Raw genomic sequence first — 17,277 nt, 5'->3', positions numbered from 1 at the left:
CGCTGTTTATTCGTTTATACGCCGGGCGAGGCTGTTGGCGCTGTCGATCAGCACCCGGCGATAGTCGTTGTAATTGTTCTTGGCATCGGCCCGTGGGGCGACGATGCACAGGGTCGCAATGGCCACACCGTTGAGGTCTTTGACCGGCGCGGCGAAGCAATGGGTGAAGGTATCGGCGACGCTATCGAAGGAGAAGAACCCATCGATACCGGCCTGACGGATTTCCTGGAGAAACTGCTCCAGCGGCAAGCGTTCGCCGCCCGGCAGGATGAAGTCGTCGTGGTCGATCAGATCGATGATTTGCTGATCGCTCAGATGCGTCAGCAGCAAGCGCCCGGACGCGGTCCAGGGAATCGGTGCGTTCTCGCCGATGTCCGAAGAAATGCGGAAATGCCGCTCGCCCTCTTTCATCAGTGCAACGGTGTACTTGCGCCCGTTGAGCAGGCACATCTGGGCGGTTTCACGGGTCTGGCTGACGATCTCCTGCAAGGCGTGATCGGCCTCGCGGGTCAGGTCGAAATGACGCAAGTGCGCCTGCCCGAGGAAGTACAGCTGACGGCCGAGATAAACGTGACCGTCCTTGCCCACGGGCTCCAGAATCCGTCGTTCCAGCAATGAGGCGACCAGCTCGTAGACCGTGGATTTCGGGCTTCCGATGCCACTGGCGATTTCGTTCGGGCGCAGGGGCTGGCCGATCTCCTTGAGGAAATCGAGAATATCGAACGCCCGGTCCAGACCGCGAGCCCGGCGCTTGATGGTGTCTTCGGTCATTTCAGTGGTTCCCTTTCAAATTCACCGGGATGGTAACTGGCCGTTCTCGTCGTGTCAGTCAGATCCAGCCCTCACCCCTGCCCTCTCCCGGAGGGAGAGGGAGCCTGACCGTATCGATGCATAAACATCTGACTGACATCAAAATATGCATCGATACATATCAGTCCCCTCTCCCTCCGGGAGAGGGTTAGGGTGAGGGCGCACTTCAGCTCACCGCAAATCTCAAACTTTTTTCTTGTACGCGACGCAGTCGATCTCGACCTTGCAATCGACCATCATGTTCGCCTGCACACAGGCCCGGGCCGGTGCGTGTTCGCTTTTGAAATACTCGGAAAACACCTTGTTAAAACTCCAGAAATCCCGCGGGTCTTCCAGCCATACACCGGTGCGCACCACATCTTCCAGGCCGTAACCGGCCTCTTCGAGAATCGCGATCAGGTTTTTCATGGTCTGGTGAGTCTGCTCGACGATGCCACCGGCAATGATCTCGCCATCCACCGCCGGCACCTGGCCGGACACGTGCAGCCAGCCATCGGCTTCAACGGCGCGGGCGAAAGGACGGGGCTGGCCGCCACCGGCGGTGCTACCGGCGCCGTAACGAGTAATGCTCATGAGTGTTTCTCCCGATTGAAAATGGAATGATTAAAAACGCGTGTTCTTGAGAAATTCCGCCAGACGCGGCGATTGCGGGCGTTCGAACAGTTCCTTGGGTGGCCCCTGCTCTTCGATCCGCCCCTGATTCATGAAAACGATCTTGTCCGAGACTTCAAACGCAAAACGCATTTCGTGGGTCACCAGCAGCATGGTCATGCCGTCCTCGGCCAGGCCTTTGATCACGCTCAACACTTCGCCCACCAGTTCCGGATCAAGGGCTGAAGTGACTTCGTCGAACAGCATCAGGCTCGGGTTCATCGCAATCGCCCGGGCAATCGCCACACGCTGCTGCTGACCGCCGGACAACTGACCGGGGAAGTGATCGCGGCGATCCAGCAAGCCGACCCGCTCCAGCCATTTTTCCGCCAGGGCCACCGCTTCATCCTTGTGCAGCTTTTTGACCTTGAGCAAACCGAGGGTCACGTTCTGCAACGCCGTGAGGTGCGGAAACAGGTTGAACTGCTGGAACGCCATGCCGGTCATGGCGCGGTGCCGGGCGATGACTTTTTCCGGGTGACGCACGCGCTTGCCGTTGACCTCGTCATAACCGATGGACTCGCCATCGAGCATGATCTGCCCGCCCTGGAACTCTTCGAGCATGTTCACGCAACGCAGCAGCGTGGTCTTGCCCGAGCCGCTGGAGCCGATCAGCGTCACGACATTGCCGCGCTGCATGGTCAGGTCGACGCCTTTGAGCACTTCGAGCTGGCCGTATTTTTTGTGCAACCCGCGAATGTCCAGCAGGGGCTGATCGTTTTGAGCGTCTTTTGCGTTAGAGAGCTGAGATTGAGTCATGGCAAGGCCACCCGCTTTTCAATGTGCCGGCCGAGTAATTCGATGGCGTAGTTGATGACGAAAAACAGAAATCCGGCGAACAGGTAAAACTCCAGGGTCATGAAGGTCCGGGCAATGATCTGCTGCGTGCTGAGCAACAACTCGGCCACACCGATCACCGACAATAACGTCGAGGCCTTGACGATCTCGGTGGATGAGTTGACCCACGTTGGCAAGATCTGCCGCAACGCCTGAGGCAACAACACGTATCCCAAAGACTGAAAGAACGTCAGACCAATCGCCTTGCTCGCTTCCATCTGACCACCGGGCAGCGCTTGCAACGCGCCGCGCACGATCTCGGCGACGTGCGAGCCGCAAAACAGCGTCAGCCCCAACGCACCGGCCTGAAATGCACTGATCTGCCAGCCCAGCGCCGGCGCCATATAGAAGCAGGCCAACACCAAGACAAACACCGGCGTGCCGCGAATGATGTCGACGTAAAACCGAAACGGTGCGCGCATCCAGAACTTGCCGTAGGTCAGTACCAGGCCGGCGACAATACCGACCATCGTGCCCAGCAGAATGGCCAACGCCGAGACCTGCACACTGGTCAAAAAGCCTTGCCACAGCACTTCCCGGGCAATCCATAACTCATGCAACCAACTGGGGGATTCGTACATGGGGGCCTCCTATCGGCGAATCGCCAGACGCTGCTCGAGGTAACGCAGCATCATGGCAATGAGGTAACAGGCCGCAACATAGAGCGCTGTGGTCACCATCCAGGTTTCAATCACCCGGTAGCTCTCGACATTGATCTTGCGCGCGTAATAGGTCAGCTCCGGCACGGCAATCGCCGCCGCCAGCGAGGTGTCCTTGAACAGCGAAATGAAGTTGTTCGACAGGGCCGGCAGCACATTGCGCAGCATCACCGGCACGGTGACGTACGCCTTGACCTGCCACTCACCAAGCCCGATGGCCAGGCCGGCTTCACGCTGGCCCTTGGGAATGCTCAACAGCCCGCCACGGAACACTTCAGTCAGGTACGCCCCGGCATACAGCGACAGGGTAATGATGAACGAGGGAATCTTGTCCAGACGAATCCCAAGGCTCGGCAAGGCGAAGTAGATCAACAGAATCAACACCAGAATCGGCGTATTACGGATTACCGTCACATACACCGACGCCAGCACCCGCAACGCGCGGTGCTTTGAGAGCAAAGCAAACGCCATCATCAGGCCGATCACGCAACCGATGGCGATCGACACCAACGCCAGCTCAAGGCCCAGACCGAGCCCCGCCAGCAAGGTGTCGAAATCGCGCCACACGGCGGCAAAGTTCAACTGATAGTTCATGGTCAGCAGTACCTTGAACGAGGCGATTTAGAACCGCCCCGCTCTCACGGGATCATTTGAATTCGACGGGGAAACCAATCGCTGGTGTCGGCAGATCGACACCGAACCATTGCTTGAACGACGCGGCGTAGGTCGGGAACTCAACGCCGGTCATGGCTTCATGCAGGGTGGTGTTGACGAAGTTCAGCCAGTCCTGATCGCCGCGTTTGACAGCACATGCGTAGGTCTGTGGGCTCCAGGCGTAGGTCGGGCTGCGATAGCGACCCGGGTTCTGCACCATCAGGTATTTCACCGACGACTGATCGGTGGCTGCGGCGTCGGCACGGCCGGAGTTCACGGCCTGGTACATCAGATCAACGCTGTCGTACTGATCGACCTTGGCTTTAGGCAGCGCCTGATGCACCAATTCCTCGGCGTACACGTTCTGCAGCACCGCCACGGTCACGCTGTCGTTGGCAGCTTTGAGGTCTTCGATTTCCTTGTACTTGCTGTTCGCCGGCAGCAGCAGGCCGACACCTTCGCGGTAGTACGGCAGCGTGAACGCCACTTGCTGGGCACGGCTGGCGGTCACGGTGATGAACTGACAGCTCATGTCGACCTTGTCGGTCAGCAGGTTGGGGATCCGCGCATCGGAGGACTGCACCACAAACTCGACCTTCGTCGGGTCGTTGAACAACCCTTTGGCCACCATCCGCCCGATGTCGATATCAAACCCCTGCAACTTGCCGTCCGCTCCCTGGAAGTGCCAAGGCGCATTGGTACTGCCCGTGCCCACGATCAATTTCCCGCGGGCCAGCACGCTATCGAGCTTATTGTCCGCCGCCTGGGCCACACCCACGGCAGCGGCCGAAGCCGCGAAAAGAAAAACACACGCTTTGAACAAGGAAGGTCGGCGATGCATGGCAAGCACTCCAGGGTGATGTTTATTCCGCTATACCGGAACTTGGTATGTAACAACGGAATAGACAGCAGAAAGTGTGCCACAGGATGCGGGAGGAATGTTGGTGAGATTGAAAAGCAAGGTGAATCAATAAGATGCGTAAAGCACAGACAGACCTGTTACCTCACGCACAACGCGAGAACCGCTACCGTGGGCCACAACGAACGGGTACTTGCACCACATTTGAAAGGGTAGCGATTCAAAATGAAGCAGCGCGGTACCTGTAATTTCTGACAGTAGACCGGCCGCCCCCTCTCCCTTAACGTCAACACACCCACGATGCGCGAGTGAAAAAGGAGATTTCAATGAGCTCGATGACCGCCCATTCAACGCTGGCCCCGGTCTACCGCAAGGCCCTGAAAACCTGGCGCCCCGTGATCTTGTATTTCGGCGATCAACATTGTTATGCCTGCGAAATGGCCGGACCGATTTTCCGCCAGATCGCCGAGCCGTATCGGCATCACGCGCAAATCTACATGCTGAACACCAGCGAATCGCCCCGGCATCCGGATGTCACCGGCACGCCGACCGTGCTGTTTTACAAGAATGGGAAATTGTTGAAAAAGCTCAAGGGGATTGGCACTCAGGAAACGCTGGAGGAAGACTTCGCCAGCCACATTGGCAGGCTCCGACCCAAGCACATCGCGCGCAAACCGCAGCATGATCTGACATGGTTGCGACAAACCCTGCGTACTCTGTGCACCGTGTCTCGGGCGCGTCAGGTGGGCAGGGTTTGAGTTGTCCTTTGTCTGGGTAAAAGCTTTCGCGAGCAGGCTCGCTCCCACATTAGAACAGTGCCTGTCTGGACAACACGGTCAACGGTGGAGCGAGCCTGCCCGCGAAGGGGCCCTTGAATTCAGCGAATAATCACCCGTCGATCCGCGCCAGCAACACCCGCTTCACCCGCCGCTCTTCAACCGCCACCACCGTCATCCGCCAACCTTCCCACTCATGACTGTCACCGATCATCGGCAGACGATCCAGCAAGCTCACCACCAACCCGGCCAGGGTCTGATAGTCGTCGGTAGGTTCTGCAGCGAACCCGGTCCGCTGCCGAACCCGGGCCAGGTTCAACGCACCATTGACCATGAACCCGCCCGTCTCCTCGACCACATCCGGGCCTTCGATTTCGCTGGCGTCTGGTAACTCGCCGGCAATCGACTCCAGAATGTCGGTCATGGTCAATATGCCCACGAAGTCGCCGAATTCGTTGACCACAAACGCAATGTGGGTCGACGCCTTGCGCATCTGTTCCAGGGCATTGAGGATCGTGTAACTGTCCAGCAAGTTGATGGTCTTGCGCGCCAGGTGTTCAAGACCAGGCTGGTTGCCGGCCAGGTATTCCTTCAACAACTCCTTCTTGTGCACGAAGCCCAGTGGCTCATCCACCGCGCCATCGCGAATCAGCGGCAGGCGCGAGTAGGACGAATGCATCAGTCGCGTACGAATGGCTTCGACACCGTCGGACAGGTCGATGTGATCGACGTCGGCACGCACGGTCATCAAGCTGCGGATCGGTCGCTCAGCCAGTTGCAACACGCCGCTGATCATCACCCGCTCACGGCGGTCGAACAGCGCCTCGCCCGGCGCTTCACCGTTGTCCAGCATGTCGGCAATGTCCTCGCCGACTTCTTCCACCGCCAGCTTGCGCCCACCGAGCAAACGCATCACCGCATGAGCCGTGCGCTCACGCATTGGCCGCAGGCCCTGCATCGATCGTTTGCGCCTCGCCCGGGCAATCTGGTTGAACACCTCGATCAGGATCGAGAAGCCGATGGCCGCGTACAGGTAGCCCTTCGGAATGTGGAAGCCAAGGCCTTCAGCGGTCAGCGCGAAGCCGATCATCATCAGAAAGCCCAGACAGAGCATGATCACCGTCGGGTGCGCGTTGACGAAACGGGTCAGCGGCTTGCTGGCGACGATCATCAGGCCGATGGAAATAATCACCGCGATCATCATCACCGCCAGCTCATCGACCATGCCCACGGCGGTAATCACCGCGTCCAGGGAGAACACCGCATCGAGCACCACGATCTGCGCCACGATAGGCCAGAACAGTGCGTAAGCCGCGTTGGTCGAGCGCTGCCCGACATGCCCTTCGAGTCGTTCGTGCAATTCCATGGTGGCCTTGAACAACAGGAACACACCACCGAACAGCATGATCAGGTCACGGCCGGAGAAGCTCTTGTCGAACACCTCGAACAGCGGCTGTGTCAGCGTCACCAGCCAGGAAATACTCGCCAGCAAGCCCAGGCGCATGATCAACGCCAGGGACAAACCGATGATCCGCGCACGGTCGCGCTGCTCGGGCGGTAATTTGTCCGCGAGGATCGCGATAAACACCAGGTTGTCGATGCCCAGCACCAACTCCAGCACAATCAACGTCAACAAGCCCAGCCACGCGGTGGGGTCAGCTAACCATTCCATAAAAACGTCTCAATCTCTTCAGTGAATTCAGAATGCCGGGCACGGCAAGGCGCGGCGCAGAGGCCGTGGAAGTGCAATGTCAAAGACGCTCAGAACTCGGAAGACCGGATGTTTCGCGTGCATCAAGGCTGCGCGGTAGCGCGAGGGGAAAGGATAACCGGGAGGCTCCAGAAGGGTGTTCATGCAAGTCCTGAAAGGAAAAAGGACTTGGATCGTACAGTCGAACGCGACAATTCCTACAGTCGAAAATCATTACAAAATCTGTAGAACCTAAGGAGAGTCGCTGTTCGCGGGAGCGCTTTCGCGAGCAGGCTCGCTCCCACGATGGATTTTCGATGCTCACTAAATCTGTGACAAAAGGACGTTCACTGTGGGAGCGATCCTGCTCGTGAAGCTTTTGCTTCTAGCCTTTTCTGACCTGCTCGATATACCGCGACACCGCTGCTGATTTCTCGAACCGCCGATAGATCAACGACAACCACGAACTCGCTTCACAACCCTTGATCGATCGGTACAAGACGCTGGGTAAACCGACATGCCCGACCACCGACTCCGGCACCACCGCCACGCCCTGCCCCAACGAAACCAGCGCAATTACCGCCACCAATCCGCCCGGTTGCGCACCCAATTTCGGTGCAAACCCTCCCTCGGCAGCGACTTGCAACGTGCCGCTGATTTGTTCCGGCAGGATGAATGTTTCGCTTCTCAGATGCTCCGGGCTGATCTCCGGCAAACGACACAGCCAGGACTCGCTCGACAGCGCCAGCACAAAACCTTCTGCGTCCAGGCGAATGGCCTCCAGCCCCTCGGGAAAGGTCATCGGTGAGCGGACATAACCAATGTCGAATCGACCTTCGACCACCATTGCCGGCAATGACGCCATGGGGCTTTCCCGAACATTCAGGCTGACGTCGGGACACACGCGACTGAAGGCCTGCACCTGTTTTTGCAGCACGCCCGAGTACACCGCCGAGGCCACGTAACCCAGTTCGATATGACCGATATCCCCGCGCCCGGCACGCTGGGCATTGTACTGCGCGTATTCAAATTGCCGCACTGTCGCTTCGGCTTCGATCACCAATGCGGCGCCGGCCTCGGTCAGGCTGACTTCACGTGTCTGGCGCACGAACAATCGCGTGCCGAGTTCGTTCTCCATGTCCTGGATCTGTCGAGTCAAGGTCGGCGGTGCGATACCCAGTTGTTCGGCGGCGCGGGTGAAGTTGCCTTGCCGGGCAACGGCCAGAAAGTAGCGGAAATGCCGTATGTCCATCGCTGTATTAGCTCAAAGGTAATGAAATCCCGGTTGTTGGCTAACGAAGCCTCCAATCGGTCGCGATAAGCTCACTCGGCAATCACAGTAGAGAGCCAGTGCCATGTACGTCAAACGCCTTATCGACCGTGCAGTCGATCATCTTGCCCAAAAGGCAATTACCCCATGAGCCGGGTCAGTCCTCGTCTGACACTGCTGACGGCCAGCGGCGTCTGCTCGCTGATCGTCCTCGACACCAACATCGTCGCGGTCACGCTGCCGACGATCGCCCGGGATCTGGGCGCCAATTTTGCCGACATCGAATGGGTGGTCAGTGCTTACATGCTGGCCTTCGCTGCGCTATTGCTGCCGGCGGGAAGCATTGCCGACCGCTTTGGCCGGCAGAAAACGCTGCTCTGGGGCTTGAGCATTTTTATCCTTGCGTCTATCGGCTGCGGGGCGGCGCCCACCGCGTTGTTCCTCGATATTGCACGGGCGATCAAGGGTGTCGGCGCCGCGTTGCTGCTGACATCGGCGCTAGCCTCCATCGGTCATACCTTTCACGATGAAGTCGAACGGGCCAAGGCTTGGGCGTTTTGGGGCGCCTGCATGGGGGTGGCGATGACCGCCGCGCCGACGGTCGGCGGGCTGATCACCGAATACATGGGATGGCGCTGGATTTTCTACCTCAATTTGCCGGTAGGCCTGTTCCTGATGGCGATGGTCTGGCGCGCGGTGCCAGAGTCCCGGGACACCCAATCTGCACGTCTCGACCCTTGGGGCAGCCTGGCCTTCAGTGCGAGTTTGCTGTGCCTGATCTGGGGCCTGATCGAGGCCAACCGGATCGGCTGGAGCAACCCGCTGACCTACGCCCGACTCCTCGGCGGTGCCCTGTTGCTGGGGCTGTTCGTGGTAATTGAACGGATGCAGCAGCGGCCGATGGTCGACCTGCAATTATTCAAACACCCGCGCTTCATCGGCGCCCTGCTGGGGATGTTCGCCTACGCCGGTTGTGCTCAGGTGATGATGACCCTGCTGCCGTTCTACCTGCAAAACGGCCTGGGTTTCTCGGCCATTGCGTCGGGCCTGGGAATGTTGCCGTTCGCCCTGACCATGCTGATTTGCCCGCGCATCGGCGTACGCCTGGCCAGCCGATTTGCGCCGGCAACGATCATGGCCGCCGGTCTGACCCTGGTGGGTAGCGGCAATCTGCTCAGTGCCTGGGCGGTCAGCAGCGGCGGTTACCTGCCCTTCGCCCTGGCGATTGCCGTGACCGGCGCCGGAGCCGGGCTGCTCAATGGCGACACGCAAAAGAACATCATGGCCTGCGTGCCACGTGAGCGCACCGGCATGGCTTCAGGCATGAGCACCACCATGCGCTTCAGCGCCATTGTGCTGGCCATCGGTGTGTTTGGTGCGTTGCTGTCCAGCCATACCGAACAGTTGTTGCGCACCAGCCTGTCGGCACAGAGTGCGCAATGGCTCGACCAAACCCAGAACATCGCCTCGCGGGTGGTGGCCGGTGACATGACGGCCGCGATGAGCTTGCTGCCGGAAACCGCGCGCTCGCTGGTTGAACCGCTGGCTCGGCAGGCTTTCGTCGGCGGCTTCAGCCTGTTGCTGTTGGTCGCGGGTTTACTGGCCTTGTTGGGTGCATGGGTGGTGGGCACGTTGATGCGCAATCCGATTCCTGCCCCCGGGCCTGCTGCTCTCAGGACTCATGCTTGAGCTCTTCCAGCGTGAAACCGGCCTGTTGCGCGCACTGATGATCTGCAGGGTTTGCTCACGAAGGCGGACTGACATCCAGCATTGATGGTGCCTGACATATTGCTATCGCGGGCAATCCCGCTCCCACAGAGTTAGTTTGTTTACTCAGTATCGGTGTTCGACACATGACACTGTGGGAGCGGGCTTGCCCGCGATGAGGCCCGCACAAGCAACCCACCGCTCAACCCGGAAGCAGTTCGTCGATATGTCGATACTCGGACTGCAGTTGCCCAGCCAGCACCTTGCTGCGCCCGAGGCGAACCGGACCGCGCTCGATGTCGATGACCAGCCCTGGACAATCAAGCGCCGGCAACGTCGGCCACTCTTTCAGTCGTCCATCGGTCACCAACAACAACCTTTGCTGCTCCGCCAGAAAGCGCTTGCGCCTTGCCGTCAGCCATCGCCCCGCCTCACCCAGCGCCGCCAGCAACGGAGTGCCGCCACCGGCGCCCAAGCCATTGAGCCAGTCGCGCAAACCGGCAGAAGCCTTCAACCCTTGCACCTGCCACATCGGCACATTTCCACTGGCGGTCAGCAAGGCCAGGCGTGCGCGCTGGCGGTAGGCGTCGTCGAACAGTTGCGCCAGCAGGCCCTTGGCATCGCTCAATGCCTGATGGCGGCGAGTCGATGCGGAAGCGTCGACGATCACCAGCCACAGTTCATGGGGCGAACGGGTACGCAGGTGAAACAGCACGTCATCACGCAAACGCGGGCGACCGTTGAGTAACGTGCCGGGCCAATTGATCGAGCCGCTGCGTGCGGCGTGACGCTTGCCCTGCTTGCCGTTGTCCAGTCGTCCGGCGCGGGGTCTGGCATTCGCCCCCGCGTCAGATCGAGGGCGAATGCCTAGGGCTTTTTTGGCCAGCTCGGTACTTCGCGTCGGGTACCGACCGGCAGCGGCTGAGCGGGCATTTCGCCCCATTGGCCCTGGCCTTCGCCGGGGTTGGGTTTTTGGGTGGACGGCTGTTGCGGTGCCTGAGATTGTTGCGGCGTCGGTGGCGAATGTTCGCGGCGGCGATGACGCAAGGCGAACTCCGCAACGGCGTCGATATCCTCTTCACTGATGGCGCTCGCCCCTCGCCACGCTGCATGGGCGCGAGCCGCACGTAACCAGACCAGATCGGCCCGTAACCCATCGACGCCAGCAGCAAAGCAGCGCTCGGTAATCTGCGCCAGCGCTTGATCGTCGAGAGGGATGCTCGCCAGTGCACCGCGCGCCTGTTGGCAACGCTCGCGCAGCGACTGCTGCTGGTACTCCCATTCGGCGCAGAAGCGTTGGGGATCGCTGTCGAAATCCAGTCGCCGACGGATGATCTGGCCGCGCTCGACCGGTGCGGTGTGGCCGCTGAGGGCGACATTCAGACCAAAGCGGTCGAGCAGTTGCGGACGCAGCTCGCCCTCTTCCGGGTTCATGGTGCCGATCAGCACGAACTTCGCCGAGTGCCGATGGGAAATGCCGTCGCGTTCGATCAGGTTGGTGCCGCTGGCAGCCACGTCGAGCAGCAAGTCGACGAGGTGATCGGGCAGCAAGTTCACTTCATCGACGTAGAGCACGCCACCGTCAGCCTTGGCCAGTACGCCAGGGGAAAATTGCGCTCGCCCTTCGCTCAGGGCGGCGTCCAGGTCGAGCGTGCCGACCAGTCGTTCTTCGGTAGCGCCCAAGGGCAAGGTGACGAATTGACCGCTGGCGAGCAAGTCTGCGAGGCCGCGGGCCAGGGTTGATTTGGCCATGCCGCGCGGGCCTTCGATCAGCACGCCGCCGATCTTCGGGTCGATGGCGGTCAGGTACAGGGCGAGTTTCAAGTCGTCGGCGCCGACCACGGCGGAGAGCGGGAAATGCGGGGTGTCGGTCATGTCGGGTCTCGTTTGTGGTCGGTAATGTGATCGTTGATCGTTCCCACGCTCTGCGTGGGAACGATCCGGTTAGCTGTCTTCTTCTATATCCAACAACAAATTCTCCAGCGCCTCGCGATACTCACCCGGTTCCTTCCACATCCCGCGCTGCTGTGCTTCGAGCATCCGCTCAGTCATATCGCGCAACGCATGCGGATTATGCTCGCGAACAAAATCCCGCGTCGCCGGGTCCAGCAAATAGGCATCGGCCAGCAACGCGTACTGGTGATCGTCGATCAACTGCGTGGTGGCGTCGAAGGCGAACAGGTTATCGACCGTGGCCGCCAGTTCGAACGCACCTTTGTAGCCATGACGCTTGACCCCGTCGATCCACTTCGGGTTGGCCGCCCGGGAACGGATCACCCGGTTCAACTCTTCTTTCAGGGTACGGATCTTCGGCAAGTCCGGCTGACTATGATCGCCATGGTAACTGGCCGCTGCTTCGCCGCTGAGGCTTTCCACGGCGGCGAGCATGCCACCCTGGAACTGGTAATAGTCGTTGGAATCGAGCAAGTCGTGCTCGCGGTTGTCCTGGTTTTGCAGCACCGCTTGAACCTGGCTCAGGCGCTGGGCGAATTGCTCGCGGGCGGCGGTGCCTTCGTCCGATCCGCCGTAAGCGTAGCCGCCCCAGTTCAGATAGACCTCGGCCAGATCCTCGCGGCTTTGCCACAGACGACCATCAATGGCGCCCTGCACACCCGCGCCATAAGCACCGGGCTTGGCACCGAAGATTCGCCACCCCGCCTGACGCCGGGCCGCGTCTTCATCGAGACCCGATTGCAACAGCGTTTCACACTCGGCGCGGACTTTGGCGGCCAACGGGTTGAGATCGTCCGGCTCGTCCAGCGCGGCGACTGCTTGCACGGCGGCGTCGAACAGGCGGATCAGGTTGGCAAAGGCATCGCGAAAGAATCCGGACACTCGCAACGTCACGTCCACTCGCGGACGGTCGAGCAGGCTCAGCGGCAAGATTTCAAAATCGTCGACCCGCTGACTGCCGGTGGCCCAGACCGGCCGCACGCCCATCAATGCCATGGCCTGAGCAATATCGTCGCCGCCGGTGCGCATGGTCGCTGTGCCCCAGACCGACAAGCCGAGCTGGCGCAGGTGATCGCCGTGGTCCTGCAAATGCCGCTCAAGAATCAGGTTCGCCGACTGAAAACCGATGCGCCACGCGGTGGTGGTCGGCAGGTTGCGCACGTCCACCGAATAGAAGTTGCGCCCGGTCGGCAGTACGTCCAGACGACCGCGACTCGGCGCGCCGCTAGGGCCTGCGGGGACGAAACGACCGTTGAGGGCGTCAAGCAGACCGCGCATTTCCGCCGGGCCGCAGGCGTCCAGCCGTGGCGCGACCACTTCGCGCAGGCTGTCGAGGATGGCGCGGACGTCGAACCAACACACCTCCTGTGGGAGCCAACTTGCTCGCGATAGCGGAGGGTCAGGAAAATCAATGTCGACTGACACTCCGCCTTCGTGAGCAAGCTCGCTCCCACAGGGTTCGGGCCAGGTTTGAGGCGCGTTCAACGTCTGCGAGATCAGTTGAGCGGCAAACAGTTCCAGTCGTTCGCGTGTGTCACCGGCAGTGCGCCAGACTTCATCGTTGAGGGTTTGCAGTTCCACCGGTCGAGGTCCGGTCCACGGCTCGGCCAGCGCACAATCCAGCGGATCGAAGCCCAACGCAAACGCCTTGGCCAAAGCCCGCAGCAAACTCGATTGCGCACCACGGCCATCACCACGGGGAATGCGCAGCAGTGCCAGCAAGGTGTCGATGCGCAAACGCCCGGTCGGCGATTCGCCAAACACATGCAGGCCGTCGCGAATCTGCGACTCCTTCAAGTCACACAGGTACGTATCCAGACGCGGCAGCCAGATCGCCGCATCAGCGTCACTGTCGAGTGTTTCATCCAGTTGCAGTTCGCGGTCGATATGTGAGTCGCGCACCAGTTGCAGGATGTCGCGCTGCAACTCTCGGGCGCGGCGCGGATCGAGCAATTGGGCTTCGTAATATTCGTCGGCCAACAACTCAAGATTGCGCAGCGGCCCATAGGTTTCGGCGCGCGTCAGCGGCGGCATCAGGTGATCGATGATCACCGCTTGCGTGCGACGCTTGGCCTGGGCGCCCTCCCCCGGATCGTTGACGATGAACGGATAGATGTTCGGCAGCGGCCCGAGCAATGCGTCCGGCCAGCAATTCTGCGAAAGCCCGACGCCTTTGCCCGGCAACCATTCGAGGTTGCCGTGCTTGCCGACGTGGATCACCCCGTGAGCGCCGTAGGTGTTGCGCAACCAGAAGTAGAACGCGAGATAGCCATGCGGCGGCACCAGATCCGGGTCGTGATAGACCGCGCTTGGGTCAACCTGATAACCACGCGCCGGTTGAATGCCGACGAAGGTCAGGCCGAAACGCAGCCCGGCGATCATCATTCGTCCACCGCGGAACATTGGGTCGCTTTCAGGTGCGCCCCAGCGTTCCAGCACGGCTTCGCGATTAGCTTGGGGCAAGGCGTTGAACATCAGCAGGTAGTCGCCCATTGCCAGGCTTTGCTGGCAGGGGCGCTGATCGAGGGTGTCGAGGTCGTTGCTGACGCCACCGAGCAATTGCTGGATCAACGCGGTGCCGCTGCCCGGCAGCTCAGCCGGCAGCGGATAACCTTCGGTGTGCAGCGCTCGAAGGATATTCAGCGCAGCGGCCGGTGTGTCGAGGCCGACACCGTTGCCGATGCGACCATCGCGAGTCGGGTAGTTGGCAAGGATCAAAGCGATGCGTTTTTCAGCGTTGGGCACCCGCGCCAGATCGATCCAGCGCCGCGCCAGTTCCGCGACAAAATCCATACGCTCGGGTTGCGCGCGATAACACACCACATCGGACTGGCTGCGCTCGCTGCGCCAGGCCAGGTCCTTGAAGCTGATCGGCCGGCTGATGATTCGCCCGTCCAGTTCTGGCAACGCAATGTGCATCGCCAGATCACGCGGACCGAGGCCTTGCTCACTGGCACGCCAGCCGGGCTCGTTGTCCTGGGCGCAAATCGCCTGGATTACCGGGATATTGCGGCGAAACGGTCGCAGATGCGGCGTTTCGGGGCTCGATTGGGCGAAGCCGGTGGTGTTGAGAATCACCGAGGCGCAGGTTTCATCCAGCAAGTCCTCGACCACCGCAAGGCAGCCGGGCTCTTTCAAACTGGCCACGGCAATCGGCAACGGGTTCAACCCCGCCGCCTGCAGACGCTGGCAGAAAACATCGATGAAAGCGGTGTTGGCCGCCTGCAAATGCGAGCGGTAAAACAGCACCGCTGCCACCGGTTGATCGGCATGCCAGTCGGCTTGCCAATCTTTCAGTTCAGCGGGGCTTTTGTGCGGATGGTAAATCGCTGTGCGTGGCAGGGTTTGTGGCTCGGCCCACGAATAGTCGCGATCCAGCCAACGACTGGCCAGGCAACGGAAAAAGTCCAGGGCATTGCCCATCCCGCCCTGACGCAAAAACTGCCAGAGCCGGTCGCGATCTTCGGGGGGCACGGTGCTCAGATCACTGAGTTCCGGGTCCGGGCGATCATCGCCGGGCACCAGAATCAACCGCACACCGCGTTCCGACAGCTGCACCAGCTGCTCAACGCCGTAACGCCAATAAGCGATGCCGCCGTGCAGCGAGATCAGGATCACTTTGGCGTGACGCAACACTTCATCGACGTATAAATCGACCGACGCATGATTTTGCACCTGCATCGGATTGGCCAGGCGCACGCTCGGATAGTCGTCGGGCAACTGCTGCGCGGCTTCGGCGAGCAGCGCCAGGCTGGAATCGCCGCTGCACAGGATCACCAGCTCGGCGGGGGTTTGTCCAAGGTCGGCGATGTTGTCATCCGACACGAAACCGCCGGGCTGGGTCCTGAGCAGGTGCATGGCTTAAACGCTGAGCGCGGCGCGCAATTGCGCTTCGAGCCGAGCGGCGTCCAGTTCCTGGCCGATCAGCACCAGACGAGTGGTACGCGCTTCATCGACGCCCCACTGACGGTCGAAATGCTTGTCGAAACGCGTGCCCACGCCCTGGATCAGCAAGCGCATTGGCTTATTCGGAATCGCCGCGAAGCCTTTGACGCGCAGAATGCCGTGTTGCACGACCAGTTGGGTCAACGCGTCCAGCAGCAGGCTTTCGTCGGCTTGCGGCAGTTCGATGGAGATGGAGTCGAAGGCATCGTGGTCATGCTCATCGTGATGGCCGTCTTCACCATCATGGTGGTGATCGTGATGACTGTGACGGCTGTCGATGTGTTCTTCGGAACCAGCGCCGAGGCCGATCAGCACGTCCAGCGGCACGCGACCACTGCTGGCTTCGATGACTTTGACCGCTGGCGGCAGTTCTTCGGCGACTTCCAGGCGCACGCGGGCCAGGTCTTCCGGGCTGATCAGGTCGGCCTTGTTGAGGATCACCAGGTCGGCGCTGGCCAGTTGGTCGGCGAACAGTTCGTGCAGCGGCGATTCGTGGTCCAGGTTCGGGTCGAGTTTGCGCTGGGCATCCACTTGATCCGGAAACGCGGCGAAGGTGCCCGCGGCAACGGCCGGGCTGTCGACTACGGTGATCACCGCGTCAACGGTGCAGGCGCTGCGGATTTCCGGCCACTGGAAGGCTTGAACCAAAGGCTTTGGCAGCGCCAAACCAGAAGTTTCGATGAGGATGTGGTCGAGGTCGCCGCGACGGGCGACCAGTTCGCGCATCACCGGGAAGAATTCTTCCTGAACGGTGCAGCACAGGCAGCCGTTGGCCAGTTCGTAGACGCGACCATTGGCTTCTTCTTCAGTGCAGCCGATGGAGCACTGTTTGAGGATTTCGCCATCGATGCCCAGCTCGCCGAATTCATTGACGATCACCGCAATGCGACGGCCCTGAGCGTTGTCGAGCATGTGGCGCAGCAACGTGGTTTTGCCCGAGCCGAGGAAGCCGGTAACGATGGTGACGGGGAGTTTGGCCAGTGTTTTCATCGGATGCCCTTTGGCAAGGTGGCGGGCATACGGGACGACAATCGCTGCGACGGATGCGCGCGCAAGAGTTCCGCCTCCGGATCACCCCGCCCGGTTGTAGTGAGAATCTGTGTCGAGGCAGGTCTCCTGGCTGACGGTTTGCCTGTCGTTCGACTGGCGTTTGCTGCGCCTTCCCGCGACCCGATGGACAGGGTGTGCAGTGGCATGGCAGCGAACATGACCGTTCACAGTTGCGGGGGCAGCCGCGGCATCGACCGCGTTCCCTTCTTAGCTTCGGCAAACGCCGAAGAACCTCGAAAGCGCAAGGCTACGCATCGTCTCGGGGCGGGTCAATGTTCACCTGAGTTCTTGATCGTTCCCACGCTCTGAACTGACCCCACAAAGTTGGACGTTTACCCATCTATGCCTGAGCGGCCTGAGTTCTGTATTCAACAGGACTCAGGCCGTTTAGCTTCAGTCTGATACGCGAGTGATTG

Annotated in this window: 15 protein-coding genes and 1 riboswitch; of the genes, 2 read left to right on the top strand and 13 right to left on the bottom strand. The window is 60.6% G+C overall.

Features of this window, described 5'->3' with window-relative positions; all coding sequences use genetic code 11:
* Window positions 1–6 precede the first annotated feature (6 nt).
* The 6 genes from FQ185_RS21260 to FQ185_RS21235 all read right to left on the bottom strand — a co-directional run bounded on the left by FQ185_RS21260 (window position 7) and on the right by FQ185_RS21235 (window position 4,452).
* On the bottom strand, window positions 7–771 hold the full coding sequence (locus FQ185_RS21260) for an IclR family transcriptional regulator (RefSeq protein WP_149419136.1): 765 nt from the start codon (window positions 769–771) through the stop codon (window positions 7–9).
* 222 nt (window positions 772–993) lie between these two features.
* Window positions 994–1,383 carry a RidA family protein gene (locus tag FQ185_RS21255; RefSeq protein WP_149419135.1) on the bottom strand — a complete coding sequence of 130 codons (390 nt, stop codon included), beginning with the start codon at window positions 1,381–1,383 and terminating at the stop codon, window positions 994–996.
* A 30-nt stretch (window positions 1,384–1,413) separates the two neighbouring features.
* Window positions 1,414–2,220 carry an amino acid ABC transporter ATP-binding protein gene (locus FQ185_RS21250; RefSeq protein WP_149419134.1) on the bottom strand — a complete coding sequence of 269 codons (807 nt, stop codon included), beginning with the start codon at window positions 2,218–2,220 and terminating at the stop codon, window positions 1,414–1,416.
* Entirely contained in the window at window positions 2,217–2,879 is a 663-nt protein-coding gene (locus tag FQ185_RS21245) for an amino acid ABC transporter permease (RefSeq protein ID WP_149419133.1), read from the bottom strand. Before FQ185_RS21245 ends, FQ185_RS21250 begins: the two co-directional genes overlap by 4 nt.
* 9 nt (window positions 2,880–2,888) lie before the next feature.
* On the bottom strand, window positions 2,889–3,551 hold the full coding sequence (locus FQ185_RS21240; protein WP_109636084.1) for an amino acid ABC transporter permease: 663 nt from the start codon (window positions 3,549–3,551) through the stop codon (window positions 2,889–2,891).
* A gap of 52 nt (window positions 3,552–3,603) precedes the next feature.
* Entirely contained in the window at window positions 3,604–4,452 is an 849-nt protein-coding gene (locus FQ185_RS21235; RefSeq protein ID WP_149419132.1) for a transporter substrate-binding domain-containing protein, read from the bottom strand.
* 344 nt (window positions 4,453–4,796) lie between these two features.
* Here FQ185_RS21235 and FQ185_RS21230 point away from each other — a divergent pair, with 344 nt between their 5' ends.
* Entirely contained in the window at window positions 4,797–5,228 is a 432-nt protein-coding gene (locus FQ185_RS21230; protein WP_149419131.1) for a co-chaperone YbbN, read from the top strand.
* 130 nt (window positions 5,229–5,358) lie between these two features.
* On the opposite strand, the gene FQ185_RS21225 is transcribed toward FQ185_RS21230, so the two are convergent.
* Window positions 5,359–6,918 (bottom strand): TerC family protein, encoded by a 1,560-nt coding sequence (locus FQ185_RS21225; RefSeq protein WP_149419130.1) that lies wholly within the window; start codon window positions 6,916–6,918, stop codon window positions 5,359–5,361.
* Window positions 6,919–7,321: 403 nt separating this feature from the next.
* On the bottom strand, window positions 7,322–8,188 hold the full coding sequence (locus FQ185_RS21220) for a LysR family transcriptional regulator (protein ID WP_149419129.1): 867 nt from the start codon (window positions 8,186–8,188) through the stop codon (window positions 7,322–7,324).
* Between the two features lie 165 nt (window positions 8,189–8,353).
* On the opposite strand from FQ185_RS21220, the gene FQ185_RS21215 reads away from it, so the two are divergent.
* Window positions 8,354–9,895, top strand: coding sequence for an MFS transporter (locus FQ185_RS21215; RefSeq protein WP_149419128.1), 1,542 nt, complete (start codon window positions 8,354–8,356; stop codon window positions 9,893–9,895).
* 220 nt (window positions 9,896–10,115) lie between these two features.
* Here the strand turns inward: FQ185_RS21215 and FQ185_RS21210 are convergent, their stop codons facing one another.
* The 5 genes from FQ185_RS21210 to FQ185_RS31130 form a co-directional block, all read right to left on the bottom strand.
* Window positions 10,116–10,679: a VWA domain-containing protein gene (locus FQ185_RS21210; protein WP_306108880.1), complete on the bottom strand. Its 564-nt coding sequence runs from the start codon at window positions 10,677–10,679 to the stop codon at window positions 10,116–10,118.
* 101 nt (window positions 10,680–10,780) lie between these two features.
* Complete coding sequence (locus FQ185_RS21205) at window positions 10,781–11,788, bottom strand: ATP-binding protein (protein ID WP_149419126.1); 1,008 nt, start codon at window positions 11,786–11,788, stop codon at window positions 10,781–10,783.
* A gap of 69 nt (window positions 11,789–11,857) precedes the next feature.
* Window positions 11,858–15,724: a cobaltochelatase subunit CobN gene (cobN, locus tag FQ185_RS21200; RefSeq protein ID WP_149419125.1), complete on the bottom strand. Its 3,867-nt coding sequence runs from the start codon at window positions 15,722–15,724 to the stop codon at window positions 11,858–11,860.
* A gap of 3 nt (window positions 15,725–15,727) precedes the next feature.
* Window positions 15,728–16,801, bottom strand: coding sequence for a cobalamin biosynthesis protein CobW (gene cobW / locus FQ185_RS21195; protein WP_149419124.1), 1,074 nt, complete (start codon window positions 16,799–16,801; stop codon window positions 15,728–15,730).
* A 98-nt stretch (window positions 16,802–16,899) separates the two neighbouring features.
* Window positions 16,900–17,112: riboswitch (cobalamin riboswitch) on the bottom strand.
* Window positions 17,113–17,201: 89 nt separating this feature from the next.
* On the bottom strand, window positions 17,202–17,277 hold a 76-nt coding region (locus FQ185_RS31130), incomplete at its 5' end, for an IS3 family transposase (RefSeq protein ID WP_346243103.1).

The sequence above is a fragment of the Pseudomonas sp. ANT_H12B genome (assembly GCF_008369325.1).
GTDB lineage: Bacteria > Pseudomonadota > Gammaproteobacteria > Pseudomonadales > Pseudomonadaceae > Aquipseudomonas.
This window is presented reverse-complemented; position numbering and strand designations above follow the sequence as displayed.

Coding starts and splice junctions, on each gene's coding strand:
- FQ185_RS21250 (WP_149419134.1), bottom strand. CDS start 2,220: ATGACTCAATCTCAGCTCTCTAACGCAAAAGACGCTCAAAACGATCAG.
- FQ185_RS21225 (WP_149419130.1), bottom strand. CDS start 6,918: ATGGAATGGTTAGCTGACCCCACCGCGTGGCTGGGCTTGTTGACGTTG.
- cobN (WP_149419125.1), bottom strand. CDS start 15,724: ATGCACCTGCTCAGGACCCAGCCCGGCGGTTTCGTGTCGGATGACAAC.
- FQ185_RS21235 (WP_149419132.1), bottom strand. CDS start 4,452: ATGCATCGCCGACCTTCCTTGTTCAAAGCGTGTGTTTTTCTTTTCGCG.
- FQ185_RS21240 (WP_109636084.1), bottom strand. CDS start 3,551: ATGAACTATCAGTTGAACTTTGCCGCCGTGTGGCGCGATTTCGACACC.
- cobW (WP_149419124.1), bottom strand. CDS start 16,801: ATGAAAACACTGGCCAAACTCCCCGTCACCATCGTTACCGGCTTCCTC.
- FQ185_RS21255 (WP_149419135.1), bottom strand. CDS start 1,383: ATGAGCATTACTCGTTACGGCGCCGGTAGCACCGCCGGTGGCGGCCAG.
- FQ185_RS21230 (WP_149419131.1), top strand. CDS start 4,797: ATGAGCTCGATGACCGCCCATTCAACGCTGGCCCCGGTCTACCGCAAG.
- FQ185_RS21245 (WP_149419133.1), bottom strand. CDS start 2,879: ATGTACGAATCCCCCAGTTGGTTGCATGAGTTATGGATTGCCCGGGAA.
- FQ185_RS21260 (WP_149419136.1), bottom strand. CDS start 771: ATGACCGAAGACACCATCAAGCGCCGGGCTCGCGGTCTGGACCGGGCG.
- FQ185_RS21220 (WP_149419129.1), bottom strand. CDS start 8,188: ATGGACATACGGCATTTCCGCTACTTTCTGGCCGTTGCCCGGCAAGGC.
- FQ185_RS21205 (WP_149419126.1), bottom strand. CDS start 11,788: ATGACCGACACCCCGCATTTCCCGCTCTCCGCCGTGGTCGGCGCCGAC.
- FQ185_RS21215 (WP_149419128.1), top strand. CDS start 8,354: ATGAGCCGGGTCAGTCCTCGTCTGACACTGCTGACGGCCAGCGGCGTC.